This is a genomic window from Pinisolibacter sp. DMC19 (assembly GCF_056313985.1).
Genome location: NZ_JBQUZF010000002.1, coordinates 436,506 through 460,648, shown reverse-complemented (window position 1 = coordinate 460,648; position 24,143 = coordinate 436,506). Strand labels below are relative to the sequence as shown.

The following is a 24,143-nucleotide window of genomic DNA, read 5'->3' as shown; positions in this document are numbered from 1 at the left end:
ACCGGGGAGGGGGATCCATGGCCGAAGGCCGCAAACCGCTCGTCGATCTCGCCCGCCTGCGCTTCGGCGCACTGGTGGCGCTGCTCACCGCGACCGTCGTGATCTTCGGCGTGATGCATTTCGTCGTGGTGCCGCGCCTGACGACCCTGACCGCCGGCCTGCCGATCTTCGACCTGCGGGTGCTCGGCTACGATCGGCGCGACGCGGTCGACCTGCTGCGTGCGCTCGGCCCCGAGGGGCGGCTCGACTATCTCCTCGTCCAGCTCCGCCTCGACGACGTCTTCGCGCCGCTCTACGCGGTGTCGCTCAGCCTCTTCCTCGCCGAGATCCTCGTCCACGCCGGCATGGCGCGTCGTCACGCGCTGCTGCTGGCCGTGGCGATCGTTCTGCCCACCGCCGCCTTCGACATCGCCGAGAACGCGGCGATCGCCGAGATGTTGCGCCGCCCGCCGGATGCGATCGCCGACGCGACCGTCTCCGCCGCCTCCTTCCGCACGCAATTGAAGTGGCTCTTCGCCGCGCTCGGCCTCGTGGCCGCTGCCGTCGGCCTCGTCCTCGCCAATCGCCGCATCGACAGGAAATACGAACAATGAAGACCGGCGGCCGTCTCCAGGCGGCGATCGAAGTGCTCGAGGACGTCGAGAAGCGTCGCCGCCCCTTGGCCGACGCGCTGAAGGACTGGGGCCTTTCCCATCGCTTCGCCGGCTCCGGCGACCGCAACGCCATCGGCTCGCTCGCCTTCGACGCGCTGCGCCGCAAGGCCTCGCTCGCCCGGCTGATGGGCGATGCGGCCCCGCGCGCCGCGGTGCTGGCGACCTACGCCATCCTCTGGGGCGAGGGCGTCGCCGGCCTCGAGGCGGCGCTCGCCGACCCGCATGCGCCGAAGCCGCTCGCCGCTGCCGAGCGCGAACGGCTCGCCGCCGATCCCGCCGCGGCGCTGGCCGATGCGCCCGATCACGTCCGCGCAGACCTGCCGGAATGGCTGGTCTCCTCGCTCGCTTCCGTCTGGGGTGAACGGCTGGTCGACGAGGGCAGGGCGCTCGCCGAGCGCGCGCCGGTCGATCTCCGCGTCAACACGCTGAAGGCGACCCGCGCCGACGCCCTCGTGGCGCTCGCCGGCCTCGCCGTGACCGCGACCCCGCTCGCCCCCCACGGCCTGCGCCTGCCCGAGGGCGGGCCGACGGCGAAGCCGGTCCATGTTCCCTCCGAGGCCGCCTATCAGGACGGTGTCGTCGAGATCCAGGACGAGGGCTCGCAGATCGCCGCCCTCGTCGCCGGTGCGAAGGCCGGCGAACGCGTCCTCGACCTCTGCGCCGGTGGCGGCGGAAAGTCGCTGGCGCTCGCCGCCGAGATGGCGAACAAGGGCGCGATCTTCGCCTACGAGGTCGACAAGCGCCGCTTCGGCGACTTCCGCGACCGTGCCGCCCGCGCCGGTGCCTCGATCGTCACCCTGCGCCCGCCGGAGCGCGACGCCGACGTGCTCGCCGATCTCGAGGGCTCGATCGACTGCGTCTTCGTCGATGCCCCCTGCACCGGCACCGGCACCTGGCGCCGCCGACCCGACGCCAAGTGGCGCCTGCGTCCCAATGCGCTCGACGAGCGCATGAAGGATCAGGACGCCGTGCTCGACGAGGCCGCCCGCTTCGTCGCCCCCGGCGGCCGCATCGTCTACGTCACCTGCTCGGTGCTGCCGGAGGAGAACGAGGACCGCGTCGCCGCCTTCCTCGGCCGCCACGACGGCTTCCGCCTCGCCGATCCGCTCGCCCGGGTCACGGGCGAGACGCGTGCGAAGCTCGCGCCCTTCGTCGCCCCGCGCGCCGGGCTCGGCGACTGCCTGCGGCTTTCGCCCGCCACTTCCGGCACCGACGGCTTCTTCGCCGCCGTGCTGACGCGGAGCAGGAACGGATGAGGCTCCGCGAGAAGCTCCAGGACGCGACCGATCGGGTGATGGCGCTGACCGACGCCTTCGATGCGCTCGCCGCCCGCCGCTTCGGCTTCGCCGAGCGCGACGACCGCGCGTGGATGCTCGTCCTGTTGCTCCTCGCCGGTCACGTCGTGGTCTGGACGCTCGTGCCGCTGCTGTCGCAGAACAACCTCGCCGACAGTGTCGACATGGTCGAGAACTGGACCTGGGGCCGCGAGTGGCAGCTCGGCTACTGGAAGCATCCGCCCTTCTTCGCCTGGGTGACGGGGGCGTGGTTCTCGTTCCTGCCGCGCGCCGACTGGGCCTATTATCTCCTCTCCGCCGTCAATGCGGCGGTCGGCCTCGCCGGCACTTGGGCGCTCACCGGCGTCGTCGACACCTCCGCCCGCCGCCGCCTGCTGGCGATCGCCGGCCTCGCGCTGACGCCGATCTGGGGCTTCCTCGCGGTCAAGTTCAACGCCAACGCCGTGCTGCTCGCCGTCTGGCCCTGGGCGACCTGGGCCTTCCTCCGGGCGATGCGCGCGCCGACGGCGGTCAACGGCGCCGTCCTCGGCCTGCTGCTGGCCGTGGCGATGCTGTCGAAATACGTCTCGGTGGTGCTGATCGTCGGCATGATCGTCACCGTGCTCCTCGATCCGCGCCGCCGGGTGATCCTCACCTCACCGGCGATGATCGCCGCCGCGGTGGTCGGCCTCGTCGCGCTGGCGCCGCATCTCTGGTGGATGGTCGCGACCGAGTTCCGCACGCTCGCCTATGCCGAGAAGCAGCAGGCCGCCTCCTCCGCCCAGTTCGTCAACTATCTGGTGCGGCTGCCCTTCTCGATGGTGCTCTTCCTCGCGCCGATGATCGCCGCCGTGCTCGTCGCCCTGCCGCGGGCCGACTGGCGGGGGCTCCGCGCGATCCTCTCGTGGCGCCGCTCGGACGAGGGTCGCCGCGCCGTGCTCGGCGTCGGCCTCTTCTCCTTCGTCACCATGGTTGGCCTCGGCACCTGGAAGTGGGTGAAGCTCTCCTCGCAATGGGGCTTCCCGCTGATGTTCCCCTGGGGCTGGCTCACGACCTCGACCCCCGGCCTCGACGATCGCCGCTTCCGGCTCGATCGCGTCGCCCTGCTCGTCGGCCTCGTCTGGGGCGCGCTCCTCGCCGCGGCGCCGGTGATCAATGTCGTGACGACGCTGCACGGGTCCAAAGTCGCCGTCGAGCCGCGCGCCGAACTCGGCCGCGAGGTCTCCCGGATCTGGCGCGAGGCCGCCGGCACGCCGCTCGCCTTCGTCGCCGGCACCTTCGACCTCGCCTCCAACGTCTCGTTCTACGCGCCCGAGGGCCCGTCGATGCTGATCGACTTCGATCGGCTGAAGTCGCCCTGGGCGACGGCGGAACGCACCCGACGCGACGGCATCGCCGTCGTCTGCGCGCACGACGACGACGCCTGCGCCCTTTCCGCCCGCACCATGCTCGAAGCCGACCCGACGCCGCGCGAGGTGACGGTCGCCAAGCGCTGGTTCGGCATCGCCCTGAAACCGCTGACTGTCCGGCTCTTCCTGCGCTTGCCCGAGAGGCCGGCTTGATCTAGAGCCATCCGCAACGCTCCCGGTGGACCCCACGGCCCGCCGATCCACAGCCATTTCCGGCGCCCGGCGCCCGCGACCCCGAGGGATGACCATGACCCACGATTCGATCCTCATCATCGACTTCGGTTCGCAGGTGACCCAGCTGATCGCCCGCCGCGTCCGCGAGACCGGCGTCTACTGCGAGATCCACCCGTTCCAGTCGGCCGACGCGGCGTTCAAGAAGCTGAACCCCAAGGGCGTCATCTTCTCCGGCGGCCCGGCCTCGGTGACCGACGAGGGCTCGCCCCGCGCGCCGAAGGCGGTGTTCGAGGCGCAAGTGCCGATCCTCGCGATCTGTTATGGCCAGCAGACGCTCTGCACCCAGCTCGGCGGCAAGGTCGAGGGCGGCCACGCCGCCGAATTCGGCCGCGCCGACGTCGAGATCCTTAAAAGCAGCCCGCTCTTCGAAGGCTTCTGGGAGAAGGGCAGCCGCTATCCGGTGTGGATGAGCCACGGCGACCGCGTCACCGTCCTGCCGGAGGGCTTCGAGGTGGTCGGCACCTCGGAGAACGCGCCCTTCGCCATCGCCGTCGACGAGAAGCGCCGCTACTACACCACGATGTTCCACCCCGAGGTGGTCCACACCCCCGACGGCGGCAAGCTGCTGGCGAACTTCGTGCACAAGATCGTCGGGCTGAAGTCCGACTGGTCGATGTCGGCCTATCGCGCCGAGATGATCGCCAAGATCCGCGCCCAGGTGGGCAACGAGCGCGTCATCTGCGGCCTCTCCGGCGGCGTCGATTCCTCCGTTGCGGCCGTCCTCATCCACGAAGCGATCGGCGATCAGCTGACCTGCATCTACGTCGACCACGGCCTGATGCGGATGGGCGAGAGCGAGCAGGTCGTCGGCATGTTCCGCGACCACTACAACATCCCGCTGGTCCACGTGGACGCCTCGGAAACCTTCCTCGGCGAGCTCGAGGGCGTCGTCGATCCTGAGACCAAGCGCAAGATCATCGGCCGCCTCTTCATCGAGACCTTCGAGGCCGAGGCCAAGAAGATCGAGGCCGACGGCAAGGGCCGCCCGACCTTCCTGGCGCAGGGCACGCTCTATCCGGACGTGATCGAGAGCGTCAGCTTCTCCGGCGGACCGTCGGTGACGATCAAGTCCCACCACAACGTCGGCGGCCTGCCCGAGCGCATGAACATGAAGCTCGTGGAGCCGCTGCGCGAGCTCTTCAAGGACGAGGTCCGCGCGCTCGGCCGCGAACTGGGCCTTCCCGACAGCTTCATCGGCCGCCACCCGTTCCCGGGTCCCGGCCTCGCCATCCGCTGCCCGGGCGGCATCACCCGCGAGAAGCTGGAGATCCTGCGCAAGGCCGATGCGATCTACCTCGACGAGATCCGCAAGGCGGGCCTCTACGACGTGATCTGGCAGGCCTTCGCGGTGCTGCTGCCGGTGCAGACGGTCGGCGTGATGGGCGACTACCGGACGTATGACTATGTGCTCGCGCTGCGTGCCGTGACCTCGGTCGACGGCATGACGGCCGACTTCTACCCCTACGACATGGCCTTCCTCGGCCGCACCGCGACCCGCATCATCAACGAGGTGAGGGGCGTCAACCGCGTCGTCTACGACGTGACCTCGAAGCCGCCGGGCACCATCGAGTGGGAGTGAGGAATGGTCGGAGATCGTCGTCAGACGATCTCCGATGCGAAGATCCGGTGAATCTTCGCAAATGACGAACGCCCGGAGCGCAAGCGGAGGGCAGGGGGCGGTCGTCGCGAATCGGTGCGCCGCCGCCGACGGCCTGCGACCAGAAGCGGACGTCTATCTCGTGCGATTGGAACGGCAACTATGCGCCCCAACTCAGTCATTCGCCGACTGGGCGCGCGACGCTAAGAGCTGTCGCTCGTTGATCGCGCATGGACGGTCTGTACTGGTGAAAAGCTTACGGCGGAGAACTGACGCCAACTCCCCTTCTGGGGATCCTGCGAGGCTCTGCGTAATGACGTCTCGACATCGGCCAGCCTTGCCTCCAGCTTATGGTCATGAAGCAAAAGCCGCTAAAGACTGAATTGCACCATTGGTGGCCGCGAACCCTCTCCGATCATTGGTCGGCGGCCGACGGTATGGTCTCGGTTATCCGACCGAATGGAACCATGCACCGCGCACCACCGGGCGCGTTCGGGGCAATCACCAACGCACATCATATCAAGACAGGCGGACATTGGGATTCGACCTTTGAACCGATCTTCAATGAGCCCGACAACGAAATGGCCGCGTTCGTGCAATGGCTAGGAACACTCGAGGCTTCGCTGGCGTCGCCCGATCAGCCGATGATCGAGCGGATCCTGCCGCAGCCGCTGCCCGATGAACGCGCGGCGCAAACCACCCGCGTGACCGCCTCGCTGCTCGCCCGCAGCCCAAGCATTCGCGCGTCGATCAAACAGACTACCGAATATTACCGGCGCCGCTTCGGCTTGGCCGATCCAATCGCGGACAAGACACTAATCGCGGCGAACCAGCGCGGGCTCTACGATGCCTATCGCAAGCGCATGATGCGCGGCCGCTGGGCGGTTCTCTTCAGCGACGAAAGGGAGTTCATCGCAGGTGACGGCTTCCTGCACAATTTCCCCGCGTCGCGGGACGCGCTCAACGTCGGGCTCAAGCTGGTGCTGCCGATCCTGCCGACGGCAACGATCGTTTATATGTCGCCGATGCAATATCCGACCGAGCCGCGCCTCGTCACGCTGCGGCTCGGCGCTGAAGAAGTGGATCGGTTGAACGCAATCACGCAGGTCTATGCCAGCGAATTCCTCTTCTATCGCGACGAAAAGCCGGAGTTGAGCGATGCCTTCCAGTGCGGCGAGCATCGCCAGTTCCAATATCATGGCCACCACTGGCTCGATCCACTGCTCGATAAGCTGTCGCAATACAATCGTTGGGGGAAGGACGGCGCCGCCGGCATCTCCAGCAGGCGTCCGTACAGTGAATCGCTCGAAGGCAATCGCTGGCTCGGCCGTTTCGTGACCCGAGGCGACTAGCACAGGGTCCGCAATTGCGGATACTCGTCCCCGGCACCGGCACCGGCACCGGCAGCCAGGCACGCGCCGCCTCGAGATGGCGAGGCACCTAGGCAGCGGATTGGTTTGGGGCTGGGCCGCTATTTGTGGTCAGCTCTAGGTATGATGGAAATCTGGCTCGATCAAAATAGTTCGTCATTGCGAGTGTCCACTTCACGCGCCACCGGGCTCGCGACCTGCCAGTCGGCAATCGGCCCCATTTCAGTCGCTCAAGCACAGCACGCTCAGCTTCCGCCTTCGGCGCGACGCGGTCCGTGCCCCCCCATCTCCCCGTTGACTCCCGTTCACCCTTTCCTTACGACTGACGAATTATGAAAATCGTCAGCGCACAGAATTCAGGGTTCCGGAGACGGGCATGACGGCTCAGAATGCTCCCGAGGTGGTGGACACGGCGACGCGCGTGCTCGACGTCGCCGATCGGCTGTTCCGCCACTACGGCTGGGAAAAGACCACCGTCGCCGACATCGCCCGCGAGCTCGGCATGTCGCCGGCCAACGTCTATCGCTTCTTCGCTTCCAAGATCGCCATCGTCGAGGGCATCGCCGAACGCATGTTCGCCGAGCGGCGGCGGATGTATCGCGCCATCGCCGACGGGCCGGGTAGCCCGTCCGAACGGCTGCGCCGTCTGCTGATCGACGATCACGCCCATACCGTCACGACGCTGGTGCACGATCGCAAGGTCCACGAGATCGCCGAGGTGGCGATCCGTCAGGAATGGCCGTCGATCAACCGGCATCTCGCCAACTTCTGCGACGTCATCGAAGAGATGATCCGCGCCGGCATCGAGACGGGCGAGTTCGCCCCCGTCGCCGACACTCGCCGCACCGCCGTCTGCCTGCGCCAGGCCTTCGCCTCGCACATCCACCCGATCCTGATCGTCCATTGCGGCAACGACCCCGAACGGGCCGGCGCCGAGGAACTGGCCGATTTCCTGATCGCCGCCCTGCGCGGCCCCGCTGGTCGTCCGGCCTGACCGGAACCGAGGAGACCCACTGCATGTTCGCCTCGTCCAGAGCCGCGCGCCTCGCGCTCGCCGCCCTCGTCCTCGCTCTGCCGCTCGCGGCCTGCAAGGAAGAGAAGAAGGCGGAGAGCGGCGAACCGATCCGCCCCGTCCGCGTCATGACCGTCTCGGCCGGATCCGAGACGCGCACGCTGATCTATTCGGGATCGGTCCGCGCCCGCGTCGAGACCGCCCTCGGCTTCCGCGTCCCCGGCAAGATGGTCGAACGCCTCGCCAACGTCGGCGACAAGGTCACCGTCGGCGCCGTGCTCGCCCGTCTCGACCGCACCGACCTCGAGCTGCAGCTGCGCACGGCGGACGCCAACGTCGCCGCCGCCCGCGCCCGGGTGAAGGTCGCCGACGACGGTCGGGCGCGTGCCCAGGCGCTCAACAAGAAGGGCTTCCTCGCCGACAGCGGCCTCGACCGCGCCGATCTCGAGGCCGATCAGGCCCGTGCCGCGCTGGAAGCCGCCGTCTATGCCCGCGATCAGGCCGCCAACCAGATCGGCTATGCCGCCCTCGAGGCCGACGGCGACGGCATCGTCACCGACATCCGCGCCGACGTCGGTCAGGTGGTCGCCGCCGGAACGCCCGTCGTGACGCTCGCCCGCGACGGCGAGAAGGAAGTGGCGATCGCCGTGCCCGAACAGGACGTGACCCGCTTCGCCCGCGATCAGGTCGTCGCCCTGCGCTTCTTCGCCGACCGCGATCTGGCGCTGTCGGGCCGCATCCGCGAGATCGCCGGCTCGGCCGATCCCGCCTCGCGCACCTATGCCATCCGCGTCGCCCTCGACGACGATGCCCGCGTCCGCCTCGGCATGACCGCCACGGTCGAGGCGACGGTGCCGGTCGCCGAAGGCACGATCGTCGTGCCGGTCGCGGCGCTGTCCGGTGCGCCGGATCGCCCCCGCGTCTGGGTGGTCGATCCCGCCACCGCCACCGTCCAGCCGCGCGAGGTCGAACTCGGCGCCGTGGCGCCGGACGGCGTGCGGATCCGTTCGGGGCTCACGGCGGGCGAAGTGATCGTCACCGCCGGAACCCAGTTCCTGGTGCCGGGCCGCAAGGTCCACCTGCCGGATGCCGCCGCCCAGGCGGCGGCGACCCGTTGAGCCCTCGAACCGGCGAGTGACACCGATGCTGCGCAGTTCCGTTCCCGGTCAGGGCTTCAATCTGTCACGTTGGGCGATCCGTCATGCCCATCTGACGCGCTTCTTCTTCGTGCTGGTGGTGGTCGCCGGCATCACGTCCGTCCTGTCGCTGGGACAGAAGGAAGATCCCGACTTCACCTTCCGCGTCATGGTCGTCCAGGCGGCGTGGCCGGGCTCCAGCCTCGAGGAGATGCAGGATCAGGTCGTCGACAAGATCGAGCGCAAGCTGCAGGAGACGCCCGGCCTCGAGAACGTCAAGTCCTACACCCGCGCCGGCTCGGCGGTGGTGATGGTGTCGATCCGCGGCGATGTCTTCGGCCGCGACGTGACCGACGCCTTCTATCAGGTGCGCAAGAAGATCTCGGACATTTCGTCGAACTTCCCCTCGGGCGTGATGGGCCCCTATTTCAACGACGAGTTCGGCGACACCTACATCGGCCTGTGGGCCTTCACCGGCGACGGCTTCTCCTATCCCGAGCTCAAGACCTTCGCCAAGCGCGCCCGCGACGCGGCGCTGCGCATCCCCGGCATCGAGAAGGCGCAGATCCTCGGCGACCAGGACGAGAAGATCTACATCGACGTCTCGTCGAGGACGCTCGCCGCCCGCGGCATCGGCGTCGAGGCGATCGCCGACGCGCTCGCCCGGCAGAATTCGCTGGCCCCCGCCGGCCGCGTCGAGACCGGCGAACGCTCGGTGCGCATCGCCGTCGACGGCAATCTGAAGACCCTCGACGACCTCAAGGAACTGCGCATCCGTGCCGGTAGCGAGGTCATCCGTCTCGGCGACATCGCCTCGATCTCGTCCGGCCTGATCGATCCGCCCGATCGCCGCTTCCGCTTCCAGGGCCGCGACGCCGTGGTACTCGGCCTCGTCATGAACAAGGGCGGCAACGTCACCAAGATCGGTCGTTCGGTTGCCGAGACCATGGACCGTGTCCGCGCCGCTCTGCCGCTCGGCGCCGAGATCGGCAAGATCTCCGACCAGCACGAGATCGTCGCCCATTCGATCGACGAGTTCTTCGAGGCGCTGCTCGAGGCTCTGGCGATCGTGCTGGCGGTGTCCTTCCTGTCGATCGGCCTGCGCGCCGGTCTGGTCGTCGCCATCACCATCCCGACGGTGCTCTGCGCCACCTTCTCGGTGATGGAGGTCATGGGCATCGACCTGCAGCGCATCTCGCTCGGCGCGCTGATCATCGCCCTCGGCCTCTTGGTCGACGATGCCATGATCGCGGTCGAGATGATGGAGCGCAAACTCGACGAAGGCCTCGACAAGATCTCCGCGGCGAGCTTCGCCTATACCTCGACCGCCTTCCCGATGCTGACCGGCACGCTGGTGACGACCGCCGGCTTCATCCCCGTCGGCTTCGCCAAGTCGACGGCGGGCGAATATGTCAACTCGTTGTTCTGGGTGGTCGGCATCGCGCTCATCACGTCGTGGATCGCGGCGGTCTATTTCACGCCGTGGATCGGCAACATGGTGCTGAAGTCGCGCCCCCACGCCGGCGAGCATCACGACGCCTTCGACACGCCCTTCTATCGCACCCTGCGCGCGACCATCGCCTGGGGCGTCCGTCGTCGTCTCCTGGTGCTGGCGCTGACGCTGGTCGCCTTCTTCGTCGGCATCGCCGGCTTCAAGTTCATCCCGAAGAGCTTCTTCCCGGAATCGACCCGGCTCGAGCTGCTCGTCGACCTGTGGTTCCCGGAAGGCACCGGCATCGCCGAGACCGACGCCAAGGCGCGCGAGCTCGAGAAGCGCATCATGCAGGACCCCGATCAGGCGATGGTCACCACCTTCGTCGGCGAGGGCGCACCGCGCTTCTACCTGCCGCTCGACCAGCAGCTGCGCAACCCGAACTACGCCCAGTTCGTCATCGTCTCCAAGGACCTGAAGGCGCGCGACCGGCTGGTGACGTCGCTGCGCACGATGATCGCCCGCGACTACCCGACGATCCGCTTCAAGGTCGATCGCCTCTACAACGGCCCGCCGGTCGGCTGGGCGGTGCAGATGCGGGTGACCGGCCCCGAACGCGCCGAGGTGCGCCGCATCGCCGACGAGGTGAAGCAGGCCTTCCGCGCCGACCCGCTGCTCTCGACCATCCACGACGACTGGCTGGAGCCGGTCCCGGCACTGCGCCTCGTCGTCGATCAGGACCGCGCCCGCGCCCTCGGTGTGACCTCGCAGGCGATCCGCCAGACCCTCCAGGTCGCGCTCTCCGGCGCATCGATCGGCGAGTTCCGCAACGGCGACGAGACCATCGCCATCGTCGCCCGCGGCGGCGGCGAACGGCGCGATCTGCTGACGGCGGTCGAGGAGACCTATGTCCAGACCGCGACCGGCCGCTCGGTGCCGATGACCCAGGTCGCCCGCGTCGTGCCGGTGATGGAGCCCGGCGTCGAATGGCGGCGCGACCGGCTGCCCTCGATCACGGTGCGCGGCATCATCCCCGACGGCGTGCCCTCCAACGACGTGACCCAGCGCATCTACGACGGCCTGAAGCCGCTGCGCGACAACCTCGCGCCCGGCTACACCATCGAGATGCAGGGTGCGGTCGAGGAATCCGCCAAGAGCCAGGCCTCGATCAACGCCAAGGGGCCGATCATGATCCTCGTCATGATGGTGCTGCTGATGCTGCAGCTGCAGCACTTCGGCAAGACCATGCTGGTCTTCATGACGGCGCCGCTCGGCCTGATCGGCGCGGCGGCGGCGCTCCTCGTCACCCAGTCGGCCTTCGGTTTCGTGGCGATCCTCGGCGTCATCGCGCTCGCTGGCATCATCATGCGCAACTCGGTCATCCTGATCGACCAGATCGACCAGGACATGGCCGCCGGCCATCACCCCTGGCACGCGACGATCGAGGCGGCGGTCCGACGCTTCCGTCCGATCATGCTGACCGCGGCGGCGGCGGTGCTGGCGCTCCTGCCGATCGCCCAGTCGGCCTTCTGGGGGCCGATGGCCTACGCCATGATGGGCGGCATCCTCGCGGCGACGGTCTTGACCATCGTCGTCCTGCCGGCCGCCTATGCGCTGTTCTTCCGGGTGCACGAGCCGGCGCCGGACCTGCCCGACCAGGCCCTCGACGACGCCGGTTCCTTCGAGGTCGGCATCGACGAACTCGACATCCACCGCGCCGAGCACGGCGGCCACGGGGCGTGATGCCGTCGGGCTTTGGAAAAGACCGACGGCATTCCGCACGCGAATTTCTCATTGCCCTGATGCAAATGGGAAATGCGCGTGTCTGCAAAGGCCGGGTGCGTCGGCACCTTCGGCCTTTGGCGTGAGATCTCACGCCAAAGGCCGCATCCGTCGGTCGGACTGGCGCAGATCGAGCGTCGGCACCCAATGGCGGATGAGATCGAAGGGGCGCCGGTCGCGCATCGCCAGAAGCGCGTCGACCGCGTGACGCGCCATGTCGTGCGTCTGTGGCCGCACGACCGTGACCTCGGGCACCGCGTGGTGCAGCGTGTGGCTGTCGCCGAAGGTGATCGTCGAGACGTCGCGTCCGATCTCGTGTCGGCTCCGTGCCAAGGCGGCCATGCCGCCGATCGCCATGCGGTTGGTGAGGAAGACGATGGCGGTCGGAGCCGGATCGGGCCCGGCGACGAGGCGTTCGGTCGCCTCGCGTCCCCCGGCGGCCGAGAGCGGGGCCGTCGCCTTGTCGAAGCGCAGTCCCAGTTCGGCGGCAGCCGTCTCGAACTGCTCGAAACGGGCGAGGGCGAAGTCGAAGTCCTCGGTCGGGCCGACACAGGTCAGGCCGGTGTGGCCGAGCGCCGCCAACCGCTCGCACACCATCCGCGCGGCGCGCGCCTCGTCTGAGCCGATCGCCGCGACGTCTTCGTGTCCGCAGGCGGAACCGTCCAGCAGCACGAAGGGCATGCCCGCCGTCCGCAGCGTCGCGATGCGCGGATCGTCGCGCCGCGGTCGCACGATGATCATGCCGTCGACCCGTCGCTCCGTCACCGCGCGCCGGAAGGCGAGGCCGTCGCGATCGTCGCCGCCGGAAGCGCCGTCCGCCGACGGCAGCAGCATCAGATCCTGTGCGAACTCGGCCAGCCGCGACCAGGCACCGACCAGCGCCGTCGACAGGAACGTGTCCTCGAGCGTGCCCGCTCCGCAGGGCACCGCCACACCGATCGCGTCGGTGCGCCCCTTGCGCAGCCGACGGGCCATGGCGTTGGGAACGTAGCCGATCCGCTCCGCTTCGGCGCGAACACGACGGCGCGTCTCGGCCGCGACATCCGAATAATCGGCGAGCGCGCGCGACACCGTCGTAACGCTCAAGCCGAGTTTCAGTGCAATGTCGCGCAGGGCCATGAAACGTCTCGATTCAGCTCGTGCGGTCGTCGAGTTTTATGTAATTTTCTTGTATATTGGCGCGTTGAGCTGAGGTCAATCGAAATAGTGTTCCGGAATCCCAGATATGACTTCAATGCATTCTTGTGAAATTTCTCAAAATGAAGAGAAAATTAATCTCAACTGATTGAATGTTGACTCGAGATCGCATCGAATGCAAAAGGAATAGCTGCACTGCGTCGAAATGGCAGGTATGGTAGGCAGCTTGCCGCTCCTGCCCCGACTGCGGGTGACGACGTTGCGGACCGAAGTCCCACCCTCGGTAGAACTTCTGAGGAGACGTCTCGACGTTAGCGTCACTTGACGGCACCGTGCTGCATCGACCGTTGACGCACGCGTCGGGGGAGTGTCTATCGGAGACGAGAGCGACCAACGCCCGTCCGCGATGTCCGGAGATCGTCCATGCCCATTTCCCGCGAAGCCGTCCTGCAAGCATTGGCCACCGTTGCCGGGCCCGACGGACGACAGTCGCTCGCCGCCTCCGGTGCCCTGTCGGAGATTCTGGTCGAGGGCGGCCGCGTCTGTTTCTCGATCGCCGTCGATCCCGCCCGCGCCGCGGCGATGGAGCCGATGCGCAAGGCGGCCGAGGCGGCCGTCGCCGCGCTGCCCGGCGTCGAGTCCACGCTGGTCTCGCTGACCGCCGAGCGCCCCGCCTCGCAGGCCCCCGCGCCCAAGGCGCCCGCCCCGCAGGCCGCCGACAAGCCGAGCCTCGTGCCGGACGTCCGCCACGTCGTCGCCGTCGCCTCCGGCAAGGGCGGCGTCGGCAAGTCGACCACCTCGGCGAACTTCGCGCTGGCGCTCTCGCGCCTCGGCCTCAAGGTCGGTCTGCTCGATGCCGACGTCTACGGTCCCTCGGTGCCCAAGATCTTCGGCCTGACCGGCCGCCAGCCCGAGATGGTGGACGGCAAGATTCTGCCGATCCAGGTCGCCGGCATCTCCGTGATGTCGATCGGCTTCCTGGTCGACGAGGATGCGCCGATGATCTGGCGCGGCCCGATGGTGATGAGCGCCGTCACCCAGCTGCTGCGCGACGTCGCCTGGGGCGCCCTCGACGTGCTCGTCGTCGACATGCCGCCCGGCACCGGCGACACCCAGCTGACGCTCGCCCAGCAGGTGCCGCTCGCCGGCGCCGTCATCGTCTCGACGCCGCAGGACCTCGCCCTGATCGACGCCCGTCGCGGCGTCGCCATGTTCGAGAAGGTCGAGGTGCCGATCCTCGGCGTCGTCGAGAACATGTCCTATTTCGTCTGTCCGAACTGCGGCACCCGCCACGACATCTTCTCCCACGGCGGCGCCCGCGCCGAAGCGGCGAAGATGGGCGTGCCCTTCCTCGGTGAGGTGCCGCTCGCCATGGCGATCCGCGAGGGCTCCGACGGCGGCCGTCCGATCGTCGTCGAGGACCCGGAAGGCCCGCACGCCAAGGTCTACGGCGCCATCGCCGAAGCCGTGCGGGATCGCCTCTTCGGCACCGCCGGCCGTGTCCGTCCGCGCATCGTGATGGAGTGAGCGATGGACGGCGACGTGCGGCCTTCGAACCCCGCGGTCGTCGCGGCCGGCTCGTCGACGCGCGTCGCCGAACGCCGTGACGGCGGCGGCCGCCGCCACCTCGACGAGACCGTCGCCGAGGAGGTGCCGATCGCCCTGGTGGTCAATCGCAACGCCTTCGCGGTGATGATGGCCTCGCCCGCCGATCTCGAGGACTTCGCGCGCGGCTTCGCCCTGACCGAAGGCATCGTCGACGCGATCGACGAATGCGAGGCGGTCGAGGTCGAGAAGGTGGCGCGCGGCTGGGAGGTGCGGCTGACCGTGTCGGAGGCGCGCGGCCTGGCGCTGCGCGCCCGCACCCGCGCGCTCGCCGGACGTACCGGCTGCGGCCTCTGCGGTGTCGACACCATCGCCGAGGCGATGCGTCCCGTGTCGCGGCCCATGACCACGGCGCGCTTCTCGGCCGAGGCGATCCATCGCGCCGTCGACGGCTTCGGCGCCGATCTGCCGCTCAACCGCGCCACCGGCGCCACCCATGCCGCGGCCTTCGCCGACGTCGAAGGCCGGATCGTCATGGTGCGCGAGGATGTCGGCCGCCACAACGCCGTCGACAAGCTGGTCGGTGGCCTGGCGGCGGTGGGCGTCGACGCGACGGCCGGCTTCGTCGTTGTGTCGAGCCGCTGCTCCTACGAGATGGTCCACAAGGTCGCCGCCGCCGGCAGCGGCGCCATCGTCTCGGTCTCGGCGCCGACGGGACTGGCGATCGACCTCGCCGAAAGGCTCGGCGTCGGCCTCGCCGCCTTCGCCCGCGATGCCCGTTTCACCGTCTACGCGGCGTCCGATCGCTTCGAATGAACTTAATTTCAGTTCATTCGACGATTTTCGCACGATGAACCGGAATTCGGTCATTTTTAGGCGAGTCCCTCTCGTTCGTGCGGCGCATCGAAGTCGAAGGCCGGACCCTTGGGCACGATGCCGGTCGGGTTGAGGTGGCGGATCGACCAGTAGCCGCGCTTGATCGCGTCGATCGACACCGTCTCGGCGACGCCCGGCCACTGGTGGAGATCGCGCATGTAGCCGGCGAGCGCCGGGTATTCGGCGATCCGGCGCAGATTGCACTTGAAGAGCCCGTGATAGGCGGCATCGAACCGCACCAGCGTCACGAACAGCCGGAAGTCCGCCTCGAGCGGCCGCTCCGCCGTGAGGAAGCGGCGGGTCGTGAGATGCGCCTCGAGCGCATCGAGCGTGGCGAAGACGTCGTCGAAGGCGGCCTCGTAGGCGGCCTGCGTCTTGGCGAAGCCGGCGCGGTAGACGCCGTTGTTGAGGCTCCCGTAGATCCGGGCGTTCCAGTCGTCGATCGCCGCGCGATGTTCGACCGGATAGAGATCGACCGGATGTTTCGCGAAGGCATCGAAGGCGGTGTCGAGCATGCGGACGATGTCGGCCGACTCGTTGTTGACGATCGTCTTCGTCTTCGTGTCCCACAGCACCGGCACCGAGACCTTGCCGGTCAGAGACGGATCGGCCTTCAGATAGAGCTGCCAGAGGTGCTCGATGCCCTCGACGTCGTCGCGCGAGGTCCCGTCGGCGTCGCGGAAGCTCCAGCCGTTCTCGCCGAGTTCCGGGTTCGCCACCACGACCGAGATCGCGTCGTCGAGCCCCTCGAGCGCCCGCCAGATCAGCGTGCGGCTCGCCCAGGGGCAGATCTTCGCGACATAGAGCCGGTAGCGTCCGGCCTCCGCCGGCAGCGTCTCGGGCGAGGTGCCGGCGAGTTCCGGCGTCAGGATGTCGGGATCGACCGGGCCACCGTCGGCGGTGATCCAGCGGCGGAAGCGGGTCGGCTCGCGGTGGAAGGCGCCGTCGCGCATCTCGGATGCGGCGACCTCGTCCTCGACCCAGCGACCGTTCAGGAGTTGCGGCATGGGCGTATCCTCGGCAGTGCGTTGCTGCCGAGGACCATCGGTGATCGCCGCCCGCCGCGAAAGCCCGACGGACGGCGACGGATCGTTCGATTTCGGACGACGATCAGAAACCCTCGAGCACCACCTTGCCGCGGGCGCGGCCGCTCTCGACCAGCGCATGGGCCCGCTTCAGGTTGGCGGCGTCGATCGGGCGCAACACCTCGGTCGAGGTGGTGCGGATACGCCCCGCATCGACGAGCGCGGCGACCTCGTCGAGCAGACGACCCTGTTCGGCCATGTCGGCGGTCTCGAACAGGGACCGGGTGAACATCAGCTCCCAATGGATCGACACCGACTTGCGCTTGAAGAGCGAGACGTCGAGCGACGCCGGATCGTCGATCAGGCCGAAACGCCCCTGCGGCGCGATCAGCGCGGCAATCTCTTCGAGATGCCGCGCCGTCTCCGTCGTCGAGAAGACGAAGGCCGGCGCGCCGAGGCCGAGGGCCGCCACCTGTTCGGCGATCGGCCGGGAATGGTCGACGACGTGATGGGCGCCGAGTTCCCTGACCCAGGCCTGCGTCTCCGGCCGCGAGGCGGTGGCGATCACCGTGAGGTCGGTCAGCGCGCGGGCGAGCTGGACGGCGATCGAGCCGACGCCGCCCGCCCCGCCGACGATGACGATCGCCTTCGTCGCACCGGTGACCGGCCGGCGCACGTCGAGCCGGTCGAACAGCATCTCCCAGGCGGTGATGGCGGTCAGCGGCAGCGCCGCCGCCTCGGCGTCGGCGAGCGTCTTCGGCCGATGGCCGACGATGCGCTCGTCGACCAGATGCAGCTCGGCGTTCGAGCCCGGCCGGGCGATCGACCCGGCGTACCAGACGTCGTCGCCGACGGCGAAGCCCTCGACCGCCTCGCCGACGCCGACCACGCGCCCGACCGCGTCGAAACCGAGCACTCGGACGTCGCCCGGCGCGGGCTCGCTCTTGCGGCGGACCTTGGTGTCGACCGGATTGACCGAGACGGCGCGGACCGCGACCAGCAGATCGCGGCCGTGGGCGACGGGGTCGGGCAGGGTGACGTCGATCAGGGCGTCGTCGCGGTCGATCGGACCGGCGGCGCGGTAGACGATGGCTTTCATGGGTGTCGGCTCCGGTGGGTTTGTCGTCGCTCCAACATGGGACTATGATCGATCATCGCCAATACGCACAAAATTCGCCCATACTGTCGAAAAGGATACTGTCATGGCCAAGGCCCGCTTCTCGCGCTTCGACTGCGCACCCGGCTGTTCGGTCGAGGCGGCGATCGGGCTGATCGACGGCAAATGGAAGTCGGTGGTGATGTTCCACCTGCTCGGCCGCACGCTGCGCTTCGGCGAGATCCGCCGCATCCTGCCGCGCGTCACGGCGCGCATGCTGACCAACCAACTGCGCGAGCTCGAGATCGACGGGCTGGTCGAACGCCGAGTCTATCCGCAGGTGCCGCCCAAGGTGGAATACAGCCTGACGCCGCTCGGCCGTTCGATGGAGGGCATTCTCCTCGCCCTGAAGGTCTGGGGCGATGCCAATCTCGACCGTTTCGGCCGGCCTTCGGCCGCGAGCGCGGCCGAAACCGCGCCCGACACCGCCTCCGCCGCCTGAGGCTCGCTCACTCGGCAATCGGCAGATAGTCGCCTTCGACCGTACCGGCATTGCCGCAGAACGGCGCCTCGACCGAATCGGGCTTCGGCGGCAGCGCCACCACGCGCAGTACGCCGTCGTGCGGTGCGAGCCTCAGGCTCCAGCCCTCGGCGAGGTCCGGGTCGAGCTTCACCGACCAGCCGTTCGCCGTCGCCTCGACCCCGCCCTCGACCTCGCAGACCCAGCGCCCGGTCTGCGGCTCGGCGGTCGAGACCGCGACCTTCGCGGCCCCGCCCTGACCCTTGATCGTCACCGTGCCGAAGGCATTGCGCCAGGCGCCGCCGACGCCCGTGCGCGGCCGCGTGTCGATCGTCCTGAGGAAGGCGAGCTGATCGGCGAGCAGCGACTGCAGGTCGCCCTTCTGTTGAGCGGCCTGATCGCGGACGTCGAGGAAGATCTTCTGATGGTGCTTCAGGACCTCGCGGCCGACGGCAGTCAGCCCGGCGCGGGCGCGGCCGTAGGCGTCGGCGATCTTGACATCGAGCGCCGAGAGCGGCGCCGAGGCGCAGATCGCCTTCTCCGCCGCGCCGCTCATCGCCTTGCAGTCGAAGGACGGCGGGCCGGCGAGCGCGGCGGTGGGCAGCGCGACCGAAAACGTGAAAGCGACCAGTCCGAACTTCGCCATGATACCCCCCGAGGTCCGACGCCTCGCGACGATTATGGCGTGTGGATCGGCGCGCGGAAGAGGGACGCGCGCATTGGATTCGGATTTCGCCGCGCTATGGTCGAACCGCAACGGCAACGGGCGGCAAGGGCTTCGCGCATGACCATCGAGATCTTCGGCATCAAGGCCTGCGACACCATGAAGAAGGCGCGGACCTTCCTGGAGACGCGCGGCGTGCCCCATGTCTTCCACGACTACAAACTCGAGGGCGTGACGGCGGAACGGCTGGCCGGCTGGGCGGCGAAGGTCGGCTGGGAGAAGCTCCTCAACCGCTCCGGCACCACCTTCCGCAAGCTCCCCGACGCGGCCCGCGCCGACCTCGACGAGGCCAAGGCTATCGCCCTGATGGTCGCCCAGCCGTCGATGATCAAGCGCCCGGTTCTGACCCGCGGCGACGCGATCCTCGTCGGCTTCCGCCCGGAGGAATGGGAGCGATTCGTCGGATGACGCTCGCGCCTTCGAGGACGGATCACCTCGTCGCCCCGCTCGCCGCCCATGCCGCCGCGCGGGGTGAGGCGCCGGCGCTCCGGATCGGAGAGGATCGGCTGACCTGGGCCGCGCTCCATGCCGCCGTCGAGGGACGCGCGCGCGAGATCGCCGCGCTGCCGCCGGGCGGGGTGGCGCTGCGGCTTTCCAATTCCGTCGGGATGATCGTGCTGGTGCTCGCCGCGGCGCGTGCCGGGCGTGAGGCGCAGGTGCTCGATCCCGCCTGGCCGCCGGCGACCGCGGCGACCGTCCTCGCCCGTCTCGCCCCGGCGGTGCTGGTCGGCGAGCATGCGGCGGATCGGACCGGCGGCGGCATCGATCCCGCCCGCGTCCATGTCGTCCCGCCGGGCCTCGCCTTCGCCGACTGGCCGGAACTCGCACCGCCGGTGGCCGGCCCGCTCGCCGCGCCCTATCCGGGAAGCGCCTTCTACGTCGGCTTCACCTCCGGCTCGACCGGCATGCCCAAGGGCTACCGCCGCTCGCAGCGCTCGTGGGTGGCGTCTTTCCTGTCGGAGCGGCGGGAATTCGCGACCGGGCCGAGCGATGTGGTCGCTGCCCCCGGCCACTTCACCCATTCGCTCTTCCTCTATGCGGTGCTGTCGGGCCTCCATGCCGGGGCGACCGTCCTCGCCCTGCCGCGCTTCCGCCCCGAGGCGGCGACGCGCCTGGTGCGCGAGGGGCGCGCGACCGTGCTCTGGGGCGTGCCGACCCAGATCGCCCTGGTGGTCGAACGGGCCGAACGAGCTGGCGAGACCTTCGACGGCCTCCGTCTCGTCCTCGCCTCGGGCGCCAAATGGCCGGAGCGCGAGACGCCGCGGCTCGCGGCCCGCGCGCCCAACGCCCTCTTCGCCGAGTTCTACGGCGCCTCCGAACTCTCCTTCGTGGCGCTCGCCCGCCGCGACGAGGACGTGCCGCCGGGCTCGGTCGGCCGACCCTTCGTCGGCGTCGAGGTGACGATCCGCGACCGGGCGGGTCGCCGGTTGCCGCGCGGCCGGCGCGGCCTCGTCCACGTCGTGTCGGACTTCGTCTTCATGGACTACGCCTGCGGCGACGAGGACGGCGAGGCCTGCCTGCGCTTCGGCGACGAGGTCGGGGTCGGCGATGCCGGCTTCCTCGACGAGCGCGGCTTCCTCCACCTCTGCGGCCGGTGGAAGCGGATGATCGTCACCTCCGGCAAGAACGTCTTCCCCGAGGAGGTCGAACGCGTCGCCGATGCCCACCCGAGCGTCGCCGCCAGCGCCGTGCTGGGGCTCTCCGACGCCCGCCGCGGCGAACGGCTGGCGGCGGTGGTGGCGCCGGGGGAGGGGGCGCTCGACCGCGCCGATCTCGTGGCCTGGTGTCGGGCGCGGCTGGCGGCTGCCCTGGTGCCGACGCGGTGGTATCGTCTCGCTCCCTGGCCGCTGACCGCTTCGGGCAAGACCGACTTCCCGGCGGTCGCCCGTGCCTTCGCGCGCGGCGAGGTGGAGGAGATCGTCTGATGCAGGCTCGCCCCGCCCGGCCGTTGATCGTCGCCGCCCGGCGCACCGCCGTCGTCCCGCGCGGCGGCGCCTTCGCGCAGCTGGATCCCCACGAACTCGCCGCCCCGGCGATCCGCGCCGCCCTCGCCGACGCCGGTCTCGCGCCGGACGCGGTCGACGAGGTGATCTTCGGCAATGCGCTCGGCGCCGGCGGTAACCCCGCCCGTCTCGCGGCGCTGGCCGCCGGGCTGCCCGAGCACGTCCCGGCCTCGAGCCTCGATACCCAGTGCTGCTCCGGTCTCGATGCCGTGCTCCTCGCCGCCCATCGGGTGGCGGCGGGCGAGGCGGAGGCCGTGGTCGCCGGCGGCGTCGAGAGCTTCTCCCGCGCGCCGATCCGCATGCGCCGGCCGAAGAGCCGCGACGAGGCGCCGGTCGCCTACGACCGGCCGCCGTTCTCGCCCTTCGCCGACCGAGACCCCGACATGCTCGACGCTGCCGCCGCACTCGCCGCAGCGCGTGGCATCACCCGTGCGGCACAGGAAGCTTACGCCGTCGCCTCCCACGCCCATGCCCGCGCCGCCGGCCCCTCGCCGGCGATCGTCGCGCTGGAGGGGCTGGATCGCGACGCCTTCGTCCGCGCACTCTCGCCGGCGCTCGCGGCGCGTCTGCCGGTCATCGCCGGTGACGCCGTCCATGGGCTGACTGCCGCGACGACCGCAGTCGAGGCCGATGCCGCCGCCGCGCTCGTCGTCGTCTCGGCCGAGAAGGCGAAGGCGCTCGGCGCGACGAAGGCCCTGCGGCTCCTCGCTTCGGCGCGCGTCGGCGGCGATCCGGCGATGCCGCCGCTCGCCCCGATCGCCGCGGCGCGGCAGGTCATGGCAAAGGCGGGCGTGACGATCGCCGATCTCGCCGCGGTCGAGATCATGGAGGCCTTCGCCGTCCAGGCGATGGTCTTCCTCGAAGACCTCACTGTTCCGGCCGAGATCGCCTGCCGTCACGGCGGCATGCTCGCCCGCGGCCACCCGATCGGCGCCTCGGGCGCGGTGATCCTCGCCGATCTCGCCCACCGGCTGGCGCCGGGCGAGCGGGCGCTGGTCGCGATCGCCGCGGCCGGCGGGCTCGGCACCGCGGTACTGGTCGAGGCGGTGACGCTCTCAGACTGAGGCGACCGCCTCGCGCTTCTTCTTCTCCGGCACGTCGACGAAGATGCCGCCGTCCTCGATCTTCAGCGGATAGGCGCGGACGGGGTCGCAGCGCTGGCCTGAGATGCAGGTCCCGCTCGTCCCCTCGAAGCGCCAGGCGTGGTGCGGGCAGACGATGGTGCGGCCGTCGAAACTCGCTTCGACGAGGCTCGATTCGTTGTGGGGGCAGAGCGCCCGATAGGCGCGCGGTTCGTCGCCGGTCGGCCAGACGATCAGCCAGCGCTTGCGCTCGATCGCCACCACCTCCATCGCCCCTTCCGTGAGCGCCGATGCCTCCATCACCCGGTGGAACATCGCTCCCTCCTGTCGCAAGTCCGACAGACGCGTCGGCTCTCGCGAAGGCGGAGCAAGTTCGGTGCCGGGCGGATCATTCGGCCGAGGCGGCGAGCGGCGGCTCGGCGACGGAGGCGAGATCGGCGCGGGCGTGGCGGACGATGGCGAGGCCGCCGGAGATCGACAGCGCCGCCATGATCGCGGCGACGATCGCGTCGGGCCAGCCGGCGCCGGTGCCGAAGACGCCGGCCGCGGCGGCGAGCACCGCGAGATTGCCGATCGCGTCGTTGCGCGAGCAGATCCACACCGAGCGCATGTTGCTGTCGCCGTCGCGGAAGCGCCACAGCATCAGCGCCACCGCGCCGTTGGCGACGAGCGCGACGAAGCCGACGACGCCCATGATCCCGGCCTCCGGCACCGTGCCGGCGACGAGATGGGCGACGGTCGAGCCCGCCACCCACAGGCCGAGGACGACGAGGCCGATGCCCTTGAGATACGCCGCCCGCGCCCGCCAGACGAGGGCGAACGCGGCGACCCAGAGGGCGATGGCGTAGTTGACGGCGTCGCCGAGGAAGTCGAGTGCGTCGGCCTGCAGCGCCGTCGATCCGGCGACGAGGCCGGCGCCGATCTCGGCTAGGAACATGCCGGCGTTGATCGCGAAGGCGATCCACAGCGCCCGAGTCCAACGCGGATCGACGCCGCGCGGCGCCGCCTTTTCCGATGCGCAGGAGCTGCCGCAGGCACAGGCCATGTCGTCGTCCTCTCCCTTCCGGTCGCCTCAGGGCGTGAAGTCGAGCCGTGTCGTTTCCTCGCCGGCGGTGATCTCGGCCGAAGCGAGGCGCCCATCGTCGCCCCAGACGTAGACGTGGGTCAACTCCGAGGCGCCGTAGACCATCTTGTCGAAACGCACCAGCCGGTCGGCGGCGTCGAAGACGGCTCGGACAAAGGTGTTGCGGTGGCCCATCGCACCCTCGTCGATCGGCTCGACCAACCGGACCGGCGGGCGAATACCCGAATAGGTGACGAAGTGGCGGAGGCTCTCGCCCTCGCGGAGCGGCGGGGGATGCGACATCGGTGTCTCCTCGCGTGATGCCGACGGGTCGGCGTGGCGGGGCCAAGCAAGGTCGATGCCGCATTTTCGGACTTGTCCGGCAACCGGCGCGGTGGTCGTCTCGGGGACTATCGTCGTCGCGTCCGGAGCCCGTCATGACCCTCCTCGCCCTCGGCCTCGCCCTCTTCGTCCTCGTCCACACCGTGCCGATGGTGCCGCCGTTGCGCGCCGTCCTCATCGCCCGCGTCGGCGCCGACCCGTGGCGCGGCATCCATTCGCTGATTGCGCTGATCGGCATGGTGCTGATCGTCTGGGGCTTCGCCCGGGCGCGTGCCGCCGGTCCCGACCCCTGGCTGACGCCGCAGGTCGGCCTGCGCCATGTCGCGCTCCTGGTGCTGCTGCCGGTCTTCCCGCTGATCTTCGCCTCGTTCCGCCCCGGCTGGATCGCCCGGCGGGTCGGCCATCCCATGGTGACCGGCGTCGTCCTGTGGGCGGCCGGCCACCTTCTCGCGGTGTCATCGGCGCCGGCGGTGCTGCTCGCGTCCGTCTTCCTCGCCTGGGGGCTCGCCGCCCGGCTGTCGCTCGCCCGCCGCAAGCCGGCGACCGGTCCGATCCCGCCCTTCGGCCGGGCCGATCTCGCGGCGATCGTCGCCGGCGTCGCGGTCTGGGGGCTCCTCCTGTGGAAGGGTCACCTGTGGCTGATCGGCATCGCCCCGCTGCCGTGAGGTCGACCTGCGCGCCCTTCGCCACGAAATCGCTGCGATTGGCAGGGAATGAGGCGACGCGGGTGGCTCGTCCCCGCGTCTCGCCGGGTTTGCGGGGGGCGTGGGGAAAGGGTATGGTGCGCCGGCATCCGGCAGGCCACGCTTCGCCGGACATATTTCGTCGTAT

At 69.6% G+C, this 24,143-nt stretch carries 22 protein-coding genes; 15 read left to right on the top strand and 7 right to left on the bottom strand.

Going from position 1 to position 24,143, the window contains the following annotated elements:
* The first annotated feature begins 17 nt into the window (after positions 1-17).
* From ACT53U_RS06585 to ACT53U_RS06550, 8 genes are all read left to right on the top strand, one after another.
* Complete coding sequence (locus tag ACT53U_RS06585; RefSeq protein ID WP_476153631.1) at positions 18-593, top strand: hypothetical protein; 576 nt, start codon at positions 18-20, stop codon at positions 591-593.
* Positions 590-1,909, top strand: coding sequence for an RsmB/NOP family class I SAM-dependent RNA methyltransferase (locus ACT53U_RS06580; protein ID WP_476153630.1), 1,320 nt, complete (start codon positions 590-592; stop codon positions 1,907-1,909). The genes ACT53U_RS06585 and ACT53U_RS06580 overlap by 4 nt, the downstream gene beginning before the upstream one ends.
* Complete coding sequence (locus ACT53U_RS06575; protein ID WP_476153629.1) at positions 1,906-3,489, top strand: glycosyltransferase family 39 protein; 1,584 nt, start codon at positions 1,906-1,908, stop codon at positions 3,487-3,489. The genes ACT53U_RS06580 and ACT53U_RS06575 overlap by 4 nt, the downstream gene beginning before the upstream one ends.
* 88 nt (positions 3,490-3,577) lie before the next feature.
* The gene (gene guaA, locus ACT53U_RS06570) at positions 3,578-5,149 is read left to right on the top strand and encodes a glutamine-hydrolyzing GMP synthase (RefSeq protein ID WP_476153628.1); all 1,572 of its coding nucleotides are present in this window, start codon (positions 3,578-3,580) and stop codon (positions 5,147-5,149) included.
* A 485-nt stretch (positions 5,150-5,634) separates the two neighbouring features.
* A complete protein-coding gene (locus ACT53U_RS06565; protein WP_476153627.1) occupies positions 5,635-6,519 on the top strand; it encodes a hypothetical protein in 885 nt (294 codons plus the stop codon).
* Between the two features lie 394 nt (positions 6,520-6,913).
* Positions 6,914-7,531 carry a TetR/AcrR family transcriptional regulator gene (locus tag ACT53U_RS06560; RefSeq protein ID WP_476153626.1) on the top strand — a complete coding sequence of 206 codons (618 nt, stop codon included), beginning with the start codon at positions 6,914-6,916 and terminating at the stop codon, positions 7,529-7,531.
* 23 nt (positions 7,532-7,554) lie between these two features.
* Positions 7,555-8,667 (top strand): efflux RND transporter periplasmic adaptor subunit, encoded by a 1,113-nt coding sequence (locus ACT53U_RS06555; protein WP_476153625.1) that lies wholly within the window; start codon positions 7,555-7,557, stop codon positions 8,665-8,667.
* A 25-nt stretch (positions 8,668-8,692) separates the two neighbouring features.
* Positions 8,693-11,860: an efflux RND transporter permease subunit gene (locus tag ACT53U_RS06550; RefSeq protein ID WP_476153624.1), complete on the top strand. Its 3,168-nt coding sequence runs from the start codon at positions 8,693-8,695 to the stop codon at positions 11,858-11,860.
* Positions 11,861-11,989: 129 nt separating this feature from the next.
* Here ACT53U_RS06550 and ACT53U_RS06545 read toward each other — a convergent pair whose 3' ends face one another.
* Positions 11,990-13,018 (bottom strand): LacI family DNA-binding transcriptional regulator, encoded by a 1,029-nt coding sequence (locus ACT53U_RS06545; RefSeq protein ID WP_476153623.1) that lies wholly within the window; start codon positions 13,016-13,018, stop codon positions 11,990-11,992.
* Positions 13,019-13,459: 441 nt separating this feature from the next.
* Between ACT53U_RS06545 and ACT53U_RS06540 the strand changes: the two genes are divergently transcribed.
* Positions 13,460-14,563, top strand: a complete 1,104-nt coding sequence (locus tag ACT53U_RS06540) for an Mrp/NBP35 family ATP-binding protein (protein ID WP_476153622.1) — start codon at positions 13,460-13,462, stop codon at positions 14,561-14,563.
* Between the two features lie 3 nt (positions 14,564-14,566).
* Positions 14,567-15,397, top strand: coding sequence for a formate dehydrogenase accessory sulfurtransferase FdhD (gene fdhD, locus ACT53U_RS06535; RefSeq protein WP_476153621.1), 831 nt, complete (start codon positions 14,567-14,569; stop codon positions 15,395-15,397).
* Positions 15,398-15,453: 56 nt separating this feature from the next.
* Here the strand turns inward: fdhD and ACT53U_RS06530 are convergent, their stop codons facing one another.
* Together ACT53U_RS06530 and ACT53U_RS06525 are read right to left on the bottom strand one after the other, a co-directional pair.
* Positions 15,454-16,464: a glutathione S-transferase family protein gene (locus tag ACT53U_RS06530; protein ID WP_476153620.1), complete on the bottom strand. Its 1,011-nt coding sequence runs from the start codon at positions 16,462-16,464 to the stop codon at positions 15,454-15,456.
* 103 nt (positions 16,465-16,567) lie between these two features.
* Complete coding sequence (locus ACT53U_RS06525) at positions 16,568-17,581, bottom strand: zinc-binding alcohol dehydrogenase family protein (RefSeq protein WP_476153619.1); 1,014 nt, start codon at positions 17,579-17,581, stop codon at positions 16,568-16,570.
* 103 nt (positions 17,582-17,684) lie between these two features.
* Between ACT53U_RS06525 and ACT53U_RS06520 the strand changes: the two genes are divergently transcribed.
* Complete coding sequence (locus ACT53U_RS06520; RefSeq protein ID WP_476153618.1) at positions 17,685-18,080, top strand: winged helix-turn-helix transcriptional regulator; 396 nt, start codon at positions 17,685-17,687, stop codon at positions 18,078-18,080.
* Between the two features lie 7 nt (positions 18,081-18,087).
* On the opposite strand, the gene ACT53U_RS06515 is transcribed toward ACT53U_RS06520, so the two are convergent.
* Positions 18,088-18,744, bottom strand: coding sequence for a lysozyme inhibitor LprI family protein (locus ACT53U_RS06515; RefSeq protein WP_476153617.1), 657 nt, complete (start codon positions 18,742-18,744; stop codon positions 18,088-18,090).
* 138 nt (positions 18,745-18,882) lie between these two features.
* On the opposite strand from ACT53U_RS06515, the gene ACT53U_RS06510 reads away from it, so the two are divergent.
* Genes ACT53U_RS06510 through ACT53U_RS06500 form a run of 3 tightly spaced genes read left to right on the top strand, consistent with a single transcriptional unit; the run spans position 18,883 to position 21,889 of the window.
* Entirely contained in the window at positions 18,883-19,230 is a 348-nt protein-coding gene (locus ACT53U_RS06510; RefSeq protein ID WP_476153616.1) for an arsenate reductase, read from the top strand.
* Positions 19,227-20,747 carry an AMP-binding protein gene (locus tag ACT53U_RS06505; protein WP_476153615.1) on the top strand — a complete coding sequence of 507 codons (1,521 nt, stop codon included), beginning with the start codon at positions 19,227-19,229 and terminating at the stop codon, positions 20,745-20,747. The genes ACT53U_RS06510 and ACT53U_RS06505 overlap by 4 nt, the downstream gene beginning before the upstream one ends.
* Positions 20,747-21,889 (top strand): acetyl-CoA C-acyltransferase, encoded by a 1,143-nt coding sequence (locus ACT53U_RS06500; RefSeq protein ID WP_476153614.1) that lies wholly within the window; start codon positions 20,747-20,749, stop codon positions 21,887-21,889. The genes ACT53U_RS06505 and ACT53U_RS06500 overlap by 1 nt, the downstream gene beginning before the upstream one ends.
* Here ACT53U_RS06500 and ACT53U_RS06495 read toward each other — a convergent pair.
* The 3 genes from ACT53U_RS06495 to ACT53U_RS06485 all read right to left on the bottom strand — a co-directional run bounded on the left by ACT53U_RS06495 (position 21,881) and on the right by ACT53U_RS06485 (position 23,273).
* Positions 21,881-22,222, bottom strand: a complete 342-nt coding sequence (locus ACT53U_RS06495) for a Rieske 2Fe-2S domain-containing protein (RefSeq protein ID WP_476153613.1) — start codon at positions 22,220-22,222, stop codon at positions 21,881-21,883. The two genes, ACT53U_RS06500 and ACT53U_RS06495, sit on opposite strands and share 9 nt — an antisense overlap.
* A 73-nt stretch (positions 22,223-22,295) precedes the next feature.
* Positions 22,296-22,952 (bottom strand): cation efflux transmembrane domain-containing protein, encoded by a 657-nt coding sequence (locus ACT53U_RS06490; RefSeq protein WP_476153612.1) that lies wholly within the window; start codon positions 22,950-22,952, stop codon positions 22,296-22,298.
* A gap of 27 nt (positions 22,953-22,979) precedes the next feature.
* A complete protein-coding gene (locus ACT53U_RS06485) occupies positions 22,980-23,273 on the bottom strand; it encodes a DUF6156 family protein (RefSeq protein WP_476153611.1) in 294 nt (97 codons plus the stop codon).
* Between the two features lie 134 nt (positions 23,274-23,407).
* On the opposite strand from ACT53U_RS06485, the gene ACT53U_RS06480 reads away from it, so the two are divergent.
* Positions 23,408-23,977, top strand: coding sequence for an NnrU family protein (locus ACT53U_RS06480; protein WP_476153610.1), 570 nt, complete (start codon positions 23,408-23,410; stop codon positions 23,975-23,977).
* The last annotated feature ends 166 nt before the right edge of the window (positions 23,978-24,143 follow it).

What these genes read in the sequence shown, in the direction of transcription:
- ACT53U_RS06585 (WP_476153631.1), top strand. Translation starts at nt 18, where the DNA reads ATGGCCGAAGGCCGCAAACCGCTCGTCGATCTCGCCCGCCTGCGCTTC.
- ACT53U_RS06580 (WP_476153630.1), top strand. Translation starts at nt 590, where the DNA reads ATGAAGACCGGCGGCCGTCTCCAGGCGGCGATCGAAGTGCTCGAGGAC.
- ACT53U_RS06575 (WP_476153629.1), top strand. Translation starts at nt 1,906, where the DNA reads ATGAGGCTCCGCGAGAAGCTCCAGGACGCGACCGATCGGGTGATGGCG.
- guaA (WP_476153628.1), top strand. Translation starts at nt 3,578, where the DNA reads ATGACCATGACCCACGATTCGATCCTCATCATCGACTTCGGTTCGCAG.
- ACT53U_RS06565 (WP_476153627.1), top strand. Translation starts at nt 5,635, where the DNA reads ATGCACCGCGCACCACCGGGCGCGTTCGGGGCAATCACCAACGCACAT.
- ACT53U_RS06560 (WP_476153626.1), top strand. Translation starts at nt 6,914, where the DNA reads ATGACGGCTCAGAATGCTCCCGAGGTGGTGGACACGGCGACGCGCGTG.
- ACT53U_RS06555 (WP_476153625.1), top strand. Translation starts at nt 7,555, where the DNA reads ATGTTCGCCTCGTCCAGAGCCGCGCGCCTCGCGCTCGCCGCCCTCGTC.
- ACT53U_RS06550 (WP_476153624.1), top strand. Translation starts at nt 8,693, where the DNA reads ATGCTGCGCAGTTCCGTTCCCGGTCAGGGCTTCAATCTGTCACGTTGG.
- ACT53U_RS06545 (WP_476153623.1), bottom strand. Translation starts at nt 13,018, where the DNA reads ATGGCCCTGCGCGACATTGCACTGAAACTCGGCTTGAGCGTTACGACG.
- ACT53U_RS06540 (WP_476153622.1), top strand. Translation starts at nt 13,460, where the DNA reads ATGCCCATTTCCCGCGAAGCCGTCCTGCAAGCATTGGCCACCGTTGCC.
- fdhD (WP_476153621.1), top strand. Translation starts at nt 14,567, where the DNA reads ATGGACGGCGACGTGCGGCCTTCGAACCCCGCGGTCGTCGCGGCCGGC.
- ACT53U_RS06530 (WP_476153620.1), bottom strand. Translation starts at nt 16,464, where the DNA reads ATGCCGCAACTCCTGAACGGTCGCTGGGTCGAGGACGAGGTCGCCGCA.
- ACT53U_RS06525 (WP_476153619.1), bottom strand. Translation starts at nt 17,581, where the DNA reads ATGAAAGCCATCGTCTACCGCGCCGCCGGTCCGATCGACCGCGACGAC.
- ACT53U_RS06520 (WP_476153618.1), top strand. Translation starts at nt 17,685, where the DNA reads ATGGCCAAGGCCCGCTTCTCGCGCTTCGACTGCGCACCCGGCTGTTCG.
- ACT53U_RS06515 (WP_476153617.1), bottom strand. Translation starts at nt 18,744, where the DNA reads ATGGCGAAGTTCGGACTGGTCGCTTTCACGTTTTCGGTCGCGCTGCCC.
- ACT53U_RS06510 (WP_476153616.1), top strand. Translation starts at nt 18,883, where the DNA reads ATGACCATCGAGATCTTCGGCATCAAGGCCTGCGACACCATGAAGAAG.
- ACT53U_RS06505 (WP_476153615.1), top strand. Translation starts at nt 19,227, where the DNA reads ATGACGCTCGCGCCTTCGAGGACGGATCACCTCGTCGCCCCGCTCGCC.
- ACT53U_RS06500 (WP_476153614.1), top strand. Translation starts at nt 20,747, where the DNA reads ATGCAGGCTCGCCCCGCCCGGCCGTTGATCGTCGCCGCCCGGCGCACC.
- ACT53U_RS06495 (WP_476153613.1), bottom strand. Translation starts at nt 22,222, where the DNA reads ATGTTCCACCGGGTGATGGAGGCATCGGCGCTCACGGAAGGGGCGATG.
- ACT53U_RS06490 (WP_476153612.1), bottom strand. Translation starts at nt 22,952, where the DNA reads ATGGCCTGTGCCTGCGGCAGCTCCTGCGCATCGGAAAAGGCGGCGCCG.
- ACT53U_RS06485 (WP_476153611.1), bottom strand. Translation starts at nt 23,273, where the DNA reads ATGTCGCATCCCCCGCCGCTCCGCGAGGGCGAGAGCCTCCGCCACTTC.
- ACT53U_RS06480 (WP_476153610.1), top strand. Translation starts at nt 23,408, where the DNA reads ATGACCCTCCTCGCCCTCGGCCTCGCCCTCTTCGTCCTCGTCCACACC.